The sequence below is a fragment of the Streptomyces sp. NPDC007856 genome (assembly GCF_042868225.1).
In the GTDB taxonomy this organism is placed as follows: Bacteria; Actinomycetota; Actinomycetes; order Streptomycetales; family Streptomycetaceae; genus Streptomyces.
Genome location: NZ_JBIAEC010000010.1, coordinates 222,260 through 231,962 on the forward strand (window position 1 = coordinate 222,260; position 9,703 = coordinate 231,962).

A 9,703-nucleotide genomic window follows, 5' to 3' on the forward strand; every position below is an offset into this window, starting at 1 on the left:
GAAGGCAGGCATCCGGAACCTCACGGCGCGACGAGAACACGGAGGCAGGCGCCAGGGTCGTCACGTTGCGACGGGACCGGGGAGGCGGGTGTCCGGGACCTCACGGCCTGACGGGAACGCGGAGGCAGGCATCCAGGACCTCACGGTGTGACGCCGGGCGCGGCTGGGGAGGCGGATGGTGCGCAGGCATCGGCTGCTGCTGCCCGCCGCGGTGCGAGCGCAGCGTGGAGGCGTACAGTCGGCGCGAGTTCAGCGGTGCCGTCGGCCTTCACAGCCACCGCGCCACGCCGCGCGGATCAGATGCCACCCCGCGACGCCGCGCGGATCGGACACCACCGCGTCGGGTCGTGCGCCTCAGATGCCGCCGCGGTCGGCCTTCACAAAGCCCGCGCCGCGCTGGTCGTTGCAGCCCGCCGGTGGCCGGTCGAGGGGATCGGGCCAGGTCTGCTGGGCCTGGAGCGCCACGCTCACCAGGGTCAGCAGCAGGTCGACGTCGCTCGCCGCGTCGAGGCGCAGGGTCACCCACTGCGAACCCGGCACGATCCTGATCGCGCCCGAGCCCCTGAGGTCCTTGGCGAACCTCCGGATCGCCCGGTCGGTCAGCCGCAGATCCACATCGCGGTCCGAGTGGAAGTGGGCGATCTCGCCGTGGGCCGAACTCACCGCCTGTCCCAGGCCGCAGCTCGGGATCGCCTGACTCAGGTCGGGCCAGGTCGCCAGTTGCGCGAGCGCGCGCGAGGCCAACGTCATGGGCCCATCATGGCCCGCTCACCCCTCGGCAACCAGCTCGTGAGCAAGCATTAACCGACCTGTATCCGACTGCGGAACGCGTGCGGACACCCTCGGAGCACACCGAACGAGGCGCGCGGCCCGCCGTGTTGACGCCGACGCCGACCCGCACGAGCACAAGTCGGTGCAGGTCAAGGGCACATCGGTCGATTCCTGGACACTCGGGCTCTGCTCACCGAGCGTCCGGGGCAGTTCGAAGCATGCCCGAAGGCCGCTCTCGCCGAAGCAGGTGACGACGGAGATCCGGTCGTCTCGCAGTGTGAGAACGGCAAGCCCGTAGGCGTGGGCGACCGCGCTGCCGGACTCGCCCAGGTAACCGCCGAACGCGGGCCGGCCATTCACACACGTGGCCACGAGGCGGAGCCCCCGGCCGCCCCACCAGGGCAGGGCACGGTAGAACCGGGCGATCGCCGTGTGACCCTGGTGCGCCAGCGGCTCGGGCGGCGTCGTCAGCCAGGCGTCCTCGGTCAGCGGCGTCAGGAGCCCGTCGACGTCGGAGTTCTCCAGCGCATCCACGAACAGCCCGACGAGCGCGCGTTCCCGTACCGAGCGCGGCAGCGGCGCTCGGTCCCGGTCCTCCTCCGGAAGCCGGCCGCCCAGCGCCGCACGCGCGCGCTGCGGGGCGCTGTCCACCGACACACCGCTGCTGTCGAGGAGTTCGGCCAGTTCGCCGGCGCGGAAGCCGAGGACGTAGACATGGGAAGGGGAAACACACCCCGTCCCACCCGGCGCGAATGCGCCCGGCACACGCCCTGCTCGCGCCTACCCCACGCCCTGCACGCCACCGTGGCTGCCCGACCGCCCCGCATATCCCTTGCCCCAACCTGCGCCGCCACCTAGCCTGACTTTGTGCCGCAAATAAACAAACCCCGAACGCACAACGTCGTGCCGGGTGGCAGCCGCGATCTCTCCCGGCTGCGCATCGCGCTGACCGCCTTCTTCGCCCTCGACGGCTTCGTCTTCGCGGGCTGGGTAGTCCGGATCCCCGCCATCAAGCAGCAGACCGACTCCTCCGCCAGCGCCCTGGGCCTGGCCCTGCTCGGCGTCTCGGCCGGTGCCGTCGTCACCATGACCCTGACCGGACGGCTGTGCCGCCGCTACGGCAGCCATCCGGTCACCGTGGTCTGCGCCGTCCTGCTCTCCCTCAGCGTCAGCCTGCCCCCGCTGACCCACTCCGCGCCCGCCCTCGGCGCCGTACTCCTCGTCTTCGGCGCCGCCTACGGCGGCATCAACGTCGCCTTCAACAGTGCCGCCGTCGACCTGGTGGCCGCGTTGCGGCGGCCGATCATGCCGTCGTTCCATGCGGCGTTCAGCCTCGGTGGCATGATCGGCGCCGGACTCGGCGGACTGGTCTCGGGCGCGCTCTCCCCCACTCAGCACCTGTTCGGGCTCACGCTGATCGGGCTGCTCGTCACGGCAGTCGCCGGGCGCACCCTGTTGCGGCAGGAACCGCCCGTCCCGGCGGACCGCACCCCCTCCTCGCCTCCGCAGCCGCACCGTACCGCGGCGCGGCGGACCGGCGGCCGCGGGCTGGTCGCCGTCTTCGGGCTGATCGCGCTGTGCACCGCGTACGGCGAAGGCGCCATGGCCGACTGGGGCGCGCTCCACCTCCAGCAGGACCTCGCGGCGTCGTCCGGCGTGGCGGCGGCCGGGTACGCGTGTTTCGCGCTGGCCATGACCGTGGGCCGGGCGACCGGCACGACCCTCCTGGAGCGCCTCGGCCGCGCCCGCACGGTGATCGCCGGCGGCACCGTCGCGGCGGTGGGCATGCTGCTCGGCTCACTCGCGCCGTCCGTGTGGGCCGCGCTGCTCGGCTTCGCCGTTACCGGGCTGGGGCTCGCCAACCTCTTCCCGGTCGCCGTGGAGCGGGCGGGTGCGCTGACCGGCCCGTCCGGTGTGGCCGTCGCCTCGACCTTCGGCTACGGCGGCATGCTGCTCGGGCCGCCCGCCATCGGCTTCATGGCCGACTGGTTCTCCCTGCCGGCCGCTCTCACCAGCATCGCGGCACTGGCCGCCGTCGCCGCGGCCATCGGGGTGTGCACGCGGCGGACGATGGGCGCCTGAGGCAAGGGCGCCGGGACCGGCCCGGACCCTCAACCACGGCGACCGGACCCTTCACCGCACTGACCGGAAGCTTCACCGCCCCGAGAAGTCACCGCCGGCCGGCCCCGGCCGACGCGCCCGATCAGCGCCGCGCCGAAACCCACGGTCACCCACCGCACCTCAAAAGGCCCGGTCAGCGCCGCGCCGGAAGACCGGTCGGCCCTCGCGTCGCACATTGCCGCCCGGCGGAGCGCGCCCATCCGGCACACTCACGGCCATGGACATTGCCGACTACCTTCAGACCCTGGACCGGGAGGGCAGGTCGCTCGCGGCGGCCGCCGCCGCGGCAGGGACCGATGCCAAGGTGCCCACCTGCCCGGAGTGGCAGGTGCGCGACCTGCTGCGGCACACCGGCACGGTGCACCGGTGGGCCGCGGCCGTCGTCGCCGACGGGCACACGGGACCTCGCCCCATCGGCGACCCGCCGGACCTGGACGGTGACGAACTGGTGGACTGGTACCGGGACAGTCACCGCCTCCTGGTCGACACCCTGGCCGCCGCGCCGGCCGACCTGGAGTGCTGGACCTTCCACCCGGCGCCCAACCCCTCGGCGCTGGCCTTCTGGACCCGCAGGCAGGCGCACGAGACGACCGTCCACCGGTACGACGCGGAGGCCGCGAGCGGCGGGACGGCGTCGCCGATCGAGCCGGACTTCGCGGTGGACGGCATCGACGAGCTGCTGCGCGGCTTCCACGCCCGCCCCAGGAGCCGCGTCCGCACGGACGAGCCGCGCCTGCTGCGGGTGCGGGCGGTGAACGCGGGGCCGGACGCGGTGTGGACCGTACGGCTCACGGCGGAGCCACCGGTGACCGTCCGGGACGCGGCGGACGAGGCCGATGCCGAACTGTCGGGCCCCGCCGACCGGTTGTACCTCGCCCTGTGGAACCGGGAGCCCGTGCCGAACGTGTCCGGTGACCGCTCCCTCGCCGCCTTCTGGCGGGAGAAGAGCGGGATCTGACGCTTGGTCAGTTGCTTTCGGCCAGCATCCGGCTCAGCACCGCGCGCTGCACCGGCCGTACCTCGCGGTGCAGCGCGCGCCCCTTCACCGTGAGCGCCACGCGCACCCCGCGCCGGTCCTCGGCGCACATGGCGCGCTCGACCAGGCCGTCCTTCTCCAGGCGGCCGATCAGCCGGGACAGCGCGCTCTGGCTGAGGTGGACGCGCTCGGAGATCTCCTGCACGCGGTAGGCGCAGCCGCCGTCCGTCGCCGCGCCCTCGGCCAGCAGGTCGAGGACCTCGAAGTCGCTGGCGCACAGGCCGTGTCCGTGCAGGACCCGGTCCAGCTCGCACTGGGTGCGGGCATGCAGCCCCAGGATGCCCCGCCACTGCTCCACGAGCGCCTGCTCGGCCCTGTTCGACGCCATGGGCGCACCGTAGCAGAGAAGCGAGATTATTGCATCGGAATTAAATGCGTTTGCATCTCATGCATGTGCATGTAGTCTCTCCGGCATGACCTCTCCGCTCACCCACCCCGCGGCCCTGTCCTCGACGGTCCGCTGGCCCCCCCGGCTGTGGGGCACCCTGCTGGTGCTCTGCGCGGCGATGTTCCTGGACGCGCTGGACGTGTCGATGGTCGGCGTCGCGCTGCCGTCCATCGGCTCCGACCTGCACCTGTCCACGTCGACGCTGCAATGGATCGTCAGCGGCTACATCCTGGGGTACGGCGGCCTGCTCCTCCTCGGCGGCCGCACCGCCGACCTGCTCGGCCGGCGCCAGGTGTTCCTCGTCGCCCTCGGCGTCTTCGCACTCGCCTCGCTGCTCGGCGGGCTCGTGGACTCGGGTCCGCTGCTGATCGCCAGCCGGTTCGTCAAGGGCCTGAGCGCGGCCTTCACGGCTCCGGCCGGCCTGTCGATCATCACCACGGCATTCCCGGAGGGCCCGCTGCGCAACCGCGCCCTCTCCATCTACACGACCTGCGCCGCGACCGGCTTCTCCATGGGCCTGGTGCTCTCGGGCCTGCTCACCGAGGCCAGCTGGCGCTTCACCATGCTGCTGCCCGCACCGATCGCCCTCCTCGCACTGCTCGCCGGCCTGCGGCTGCTGCCGCGCAGCGCCCGCGAGGAGAATCACGACGGCTACGACATCCCCGGCGCCGTCCTCGGCACCGCGGCGATGCTGCTGCTGGTCTTCACCGTCGTCCAGGCGCCCGGGGCCGGCTGGGCCTCGGTCGGCACGCTCTTGTCCTTCCTCGCGGTCGCGGTGCTGCTGACCACCTTCGTCCTGGTCGAACGGCGCTCGCCGAGCCCCCTGATCCGGCTGGGCGTGCTGCGCTCGGGCAGCCAGGTCCGCGCCCAGCTCGGTGCGATCGCCTTCTTCGGCAGTTACGTCGGCTTCCAGTTCCTGACGACGCTGTACATGCAGTCCCTGCTCGGCTGGTCGGCGCTGCACACGGCACTCGCGTTCCTGCCGGCGGGCGCGCTGGTGGCGGTGTCCTCGACGAAGGTCGGCGGGATCGTCGACCGGTTCGGCACCCCGCGCCTGATCGCGACCGGCTTCGCCTTCATGGTCCTCGGCTACGCGCTGTTCCTGCGGGTCGACCTCGACCCGGTGTACGCGGCCGTGATCCTGCCGTCCATGCTGCTGATCGGCGCGGCCTGCGCGCTGGTCTTCCCGTCGCTCAACATCCAGGCCACCAACGGGGTCGAGGACCACGAGCAGGGCATGGTCTCCGGCCTGCTCAACACCTCGGTGCAGGTGGGCGGCGCGATCTTCCTGGCGGTGGTCACCGCCGTGGTGACCGCGGGCGCCCCCGCGCACGCCACCCCGCAGGCCGTCCTCGACAGCTACCGGCCGGGCTTCCTGGTCGTCACGGGCATCGCGGCGGCGGGTCTGCTGATCACCCTCACCGGTCTGCGCAGCCGTCGTACGCAGCAGCCCCTCGTGGTCGCCAGGTCCACCGTGGAGGAGGCGGAAGCGGAGCGCGTGGCGGTCCGTGACTGAGCGCTCCGCGGGAAAGGCCGTGATGGGCCGTGGCTCGTCTGCGGGCCCGTCGTGGCCGATCGCGCAGTTCCCCGCGCCCCTGCGGGGCGCTGCCATGCCCCGGCGGGCTGTTGCCCCGCCGGGCGCGCGTGTCCGTGAAGCCGGTGCGCTCCTCAGCGTGCTGGTGCGCTTCCGGCAGGCGGTTCAGCCCAGCCAGCCGGGTCGCACCAATCCCGACTCGTAGGCAAGCACGACCAGTTGGGCCCGATCCCGGGCGCCCAGTTTCACCATCGTGCGGCTCACATGGGTCTTGGCGGTGAGCGGGCTGACCACCAGCCGGCGGGCGATCTCCTCGTTGGACAGGCCGATGCCGACCAGCGCCATCACCTCCCGTTCCCGCTCGGTGAGCCGGCCGAGCGCGTCCGCCGCCGCGGGCTCCTTGGAGCGGGTCGCGAACTCCGCGATCAGCCGGCGCGTGACACCCGGCGACAGCAGCGCGTCGCCCTGGACCACCGCCCGTACCGCGCGGAGCAGTTCGTCCGGTTCGGTGTCCTTCACCAGAAAGCCCGAGGCGCCGGAGCGGATCGCCTCGAAGACGTACTCGTCCAGCTCGAAGGTGGTGAGCATGACCACCTTCACGTCCCTCAGCTCCGCGTCTCCCGTGATGCGCCGGGTCGCGGCGAGACCGTCCAGCAGGGGCATGCGGATGTCCATCAGGACCACGTCCGGGCGCAGTTCGCGCACCAGGCGCAACGCCTCCTCGCCGTCGGCCGCCTCCCCCGCCACCTCGATGTCCGGCTGAGCATCGAGCAAGGCCCTGAAACCGGCCCGCACGAGCGACTGGTCGTCGGCGAGCAGTACCCGGATCACTCGTCCTCCCTAAGGTGCGACGGCAGTACGGCGAGCACCCGGAAGCCGCCGTCGGCGCGCGGGCCCGCCTCGATCGTGCCACCCAGCGCGGCGGCCCGCTCCCGCATTCCGGCCAGTCCGTTGCCGCTGCCCCCGGCGTCGGCGCCGGTGGCCGGCCCGTCGTCGTCGATGCGCAGCCGCAGCGCCTCGCCGTCATGGGCGAACCGCACGCGCGCGTGCCGCGACCCGGAGTGCCGTACGACGTTGGTCAGGGCCTCCTGCACGATGCGGAAGGCGGCCAGGTCGGCGCCGGGCGGCAGCTGCGGCGGCTCGCCCTCGATCTCCACGGTGAGTCCGGCCGTGGCCGCCTGCTCCACCAGTTCCGGCAGCCGGCTCAGGCCGGGGGCGGGGGCGCGCGGCGCGGCGCCAGGGGCGCGCAGGGTGTCGAGCACCTGGCGCACCTCGCCGAGCGCCTCCTTGCTGGCGGCCTTGATGGTGGTGAGCGCGGCGCGGGCCTGCTCGGGGTCGCTGTCGAGCAGGGCGAGCCCCATGCCGGCCTGGACGTTGATGACCGAGATGCTGTGCGCGAGGACGTCGTGCAACTCGCGGGCGATCCGCAGCCGTTCCTCGTCCGCGCGGCGCCGCGCCGCCTCCGCCCGGTCGGCGCGCTCCCGTGCCCACTGCTCGCGCCGCACCCGGACCAGTTCGGCCAGGGCTATGACGGCCAGCACCCAGGCGCCGATGCCGATCTCCTGGTAGACGCTGCCGCCCTTGTCGCCCGAGGGCGGGAGCCGGCGATAGAGCCACAGGGCGACCAGGGCGTGCCCGGCCCACAGCAGCCCCGCGGCCCCCCAGGCCGCGCGCCGGTGCCCGGCGACGACCGCGCTGAAACAGCCGACGGCGACGGTCAGGAAGACCGGTCCGTAGGGGTAGCCCGCGGCCAGGTAGACGAGGGTCGCCACCGCGGTGCCGTAGGCCACGGCCACCGGGTGCCGGTGCCGCCACAGCAGCAGGACCGAGCCGACGAGCAGCAGCACGCGCGCGTAGCCGTCCAGCGGCACGCGGTGAGGCTGGCTGTGGGCCGCGAAGTGGGTGCCGATGAGGACGAGCGCGGTGAGCAGCACGGTGGTGCGCCAGGGCCAGTGCGCCCGGTCCGGCTCCGTCTCGTCGGGGGCGCTCCGCCACGGCGGCCCGTGCCGCCACCGGTGACCTGCGGCGCGCTGCTCTTCCATGCAGGCCACGGTAGACGCCGCCGGGCGGCACGGGCGTCAGCCGGACGAGGTGATCACGGCTACTCCCGGGGAAGTACGACGCCTACCCCCGGGCTCGGTGTCCGGCCGCCCTGCGCCTACCGCAGCCCGACTCCGTGGGCCAGCCCCGTGACCGCGTGCCGGAAGAAGGCCTCGCGGTCCTCGACCACCTTGTTGAACTGGCCGAACAGTTCGAAGCTGACCAGCCCGAACAACTGGGCCCAGGCCGCCACGAGCGCCGTGATCGCCTCTGGAGGAAGATCGGGAGCGAAGTCGGCGGCCATGCGCTCGGCCTCGGGGCGCAGCCCGGCGGGCATGGAGAGGTCGGCCAGGCCGGAGTCGTCGAGGGTGTCCTGGACGATGCCGATGAAGGCCAGGCCGACCCGGGCGGCGGGCGGAACGGTTGTCTGCGGGGCGGCATAGCCCGGCACGGGGGAGCCGTAGATCAGCGCGTACTCGTGCGGGTGGGCGAGCGCCCAGGCGCGCACCGCCTCGCACACCGCCGTCCAGCGGGCCACCGGAGCGGCGCCGGCCGCGGCGTCCCGCGCCTGCTCGGCCGCCTCGCCGAGGGAGTCGTAGGCATCGATGATCAGGGCGGTGAGCAGCTCGTCACGGCTGGGGAAGTAGCGGTAGAGCGCCGAGGAGACCATGCCCAGTTCGCGGGCGACGGCCCGCAGCGAGAGCTTGGCCGCGCCTTCTTCCGCCAGCTGTCTGCGGGCCGCTTCCTTGATGGCGGCGGTGACTTCGATCCTGGCCCGTGCCCGGGCGCCCTGTGTGGTGCTCATACTTGCAGTCTGCCACGCAGGAGAGCGGTGCACACAAAAGAGAGCGCCGAACGAAAAAGAGAGCGCCGCTCTTGCTTCGGAGCACCCGTCTGCGCCACAATCGAGACAGGCGAGAGCACCGCTCTCCTCAACCGTGGGGGTCACTATGTCGACACACGTCAAGAAGCCGGGTTGGTTCACCGTCAACGTCTTCAACCGGGCGGTGGCCTGGCTCACCCGGCGCGGCCTCAGTGTCTGGGGCTCCAGGGTCCTGGCGGTGCGCGGACGCAAGAGCGGAGAGTGGCGCACCACTCCGGTGAACCTGCTGACGGTGGACGGACAGCAGTACCTGCTCGCCCCGCGCGGTCATGTCCAGTGGACCCACAACATGCGGGTGGCCGGCGGCGGCGAGCTGCGGCTCGGCAAGAACGTGGACGTCTTCACCGCCACCGAGGTCGCCGACGACGACAAGGTCCCGCTGCTGCGGGCCTACCTCAAGCGCTGGAAGGCGGAGGTCGGGGTCTTCTTCAACGGCGTCGGCCCCGACTCCCCGGACGAGGACCTGCGGCGCATCGCCCCCGACCACCCGGTCTTCCACATCACGGTCACGAACTGACCGGAACCCGCTCCCGGCACACCACGGACCGACGCCGCCCCCACCGGCCCGGTTCTCGTGCTTCGCCCCCATCGGACCAGCTCCCGCGCCCCCACCGACCCGGTCCCACGCGGGCCCCGTCCAGCGGCATGTCCGCACCCGGCCCGTTCTCGCACCCGACACCGAACCGGCTCTCGCACCCCCACCGGCCCAGTTCACACGGGCTCCGCCCAGCCGGTTCTCGGGCCTCTCCCGCACTCGACCCGTTCTCACACCCGACACCGGACCGGCTCTCGCGCGCCCACCGGCCCGGTTCACACAGGCCTCGCCCAGCCCAGTTCTCGGGCCTCTCCCGCACTCGACCCGTTCTCACACCCGACACCGGACCGGCTCTCGCGCGCCCACCGGCCCGGTTCACACAGGCCTCGCCCAGC

General features: G+C 72.9%; 10 protein-coding genes. 4 read left to right on the plus strand and 6 right to left on the minus strand.

The annotated features are described in order from the left end of the window. Nucleotides 1-354: 354 nt before the first annotated feature. Entirely contained in the window at nt 355-750 is a 396-nt protein-coding gene (locus tag ACFYOH_RS24375; protein WP_388628970.1) for a luciferase family protein, read from the minus strand. 18 nt (nt 751-768) lie between these two features. Further along, on the minus strand, nt 769-1,536 hold the full coding sequence (locus ACFYOH_RS24380; protein WP_388628973.1) for a hypothetical protein: 768 nt from the start codon (nt 1,534-1,536) through the stop codon (nt 769-771). Between the two features lie 138 nt (nt 1,537-1,674). Here ACFYOH_RS24380 and ACFYOH_RS24385 point away from each other — a divergent pair, with 138 nt between their 5' ends. Continuing rightward, nucleotides 1,675-2,853 carry an MFS transporter gene (locus tag ACFYOH_RS24385; protein ID WP_388628976.1) on the plus strand — a complete coding sequence of 393 codons (1,179 nt, stop codon included), beginning with the start codon at nt 1,675-1,677 and terminating at the stop codon, nt 2,851-2,853. 256 nt (nt 2,854-3,109) lie between these two features. Next, the gene (locus ACFYOH_RS24390) at nt 3,110-3,850 is read left to right on the plus strand and encodes a maleylpyruvate isomerase family mycothiol-dependent enzyme (protein WP_388628979.1); all 741 of its coding nucleotides are present in this window, start codon (nt 3,110-3,112) and stop codon (nt 3,848-3,850) included. A 7-nt stretch (nt 3,851-3,857) separates the two neighbouring features. Here the strand turns inward: ACFYOH_RS24390 and ACFYOH_RS24395 are convergent, their stop codons facing one another. Beyond that, entirely contained in the window at nt 3,858-4,256 is a 399-nt protein-coding gene (locus tag ACFYOH_RS24395) for a MarR family winged helix-turn-helix transcriptional regulator (protein WP_388628982.1), read from the minus strand. 85 nt (nt 4,257-4,341) lie between these two features. Here ACFYOH_RS24395 and ACFYOH_RS24400 point away from each other — a divergent pair, with 85 nt between their 5' ends. Beyond that, nucleotides 4,342-5,832: an MFS transporter gene (locus tag ACFYOH_RS24400; protein ID WP_388628984.1), complete on the plus strand. Its 1,491-nt coding sequence runs from the start codon at nt 4,342-4,344 to the stop codon at nt 5,830-5,832. Nucleotides 5,833-6,015: 183 nt separating this feature from the next. Here the strand turns inward: ACFYOH_RS24400 and ACFYOH_RS24405 are convergent, their stop codons facing one another. The 3 genes from ACFYOH_RS24405 to ACFYOH_RS24415 all read right to left on the minus strand — a co-directional run bounded on the left by ACFYOH_RS24405 (nt 6,016) and on the right by ACFYOH_RS24415 (nt 8,695). Beyond that, on the minus strand, nt 6,016-6,681 hold the full coding sequence (locus ACFYOH_RS24405; protein ID WP_388628987.1) for a response regulator: 666 nt from the start codon (nt 6,679-6,681) through the stop codon (nt 6,016-6,018). Beyond that, nucleotides 6,678-7,892: a sensor histidine kinase gene (locus tag ACFYOH_RS24410; protein WP_388628989.1), complete on the minus strand. Its 1,215-nt coding sequence runs from the start codon at nt 7,890-7,892 to the stop codon at nt 6,678-6,680. The genes ACFYOH_RS24405 and ACFYOH_RS24410 overlap by 4 nt, the downstream gene beginning before the upstream one ends. 116 nt (nt 7,893-8,008) lie before the next feature. After that, the gene (locus tag ACFYOH_RS24415) at nt 8,009-8,695 is read right to left on the minus strand and encodes a TetR/AcrR family transcriptional regulator (protein ID WP_388628992.1); all 687 of its coding nucleotides are present in this window, start codon (nt 8,693-8,695) and stop codon (nt 8,009-8,011) included. A gap of 145 nt (nt 8,696-8,840) precedes the next feature. Here ACFYOH_RS24415 and ACFYOH_RS24420 point away from each other — a divergent pair, with 145 nt between their 5' ends. After that, the gene (locus ACFYOH_RS24420; protein WP_388628995.1) at nt 8,841-9,290 is read left to right on the plus strand and encodes a nitroreductase family deazaflavin-dependent oxidoreductase; all 450 of its coding nucleotides are present in this window, start codon (nt 8,841-8,843) and stop codon (nt 9,288-9,290) included. The last annotated feature ends 413 nt before the right edge of the window (nt 9,291-9,703 follow it).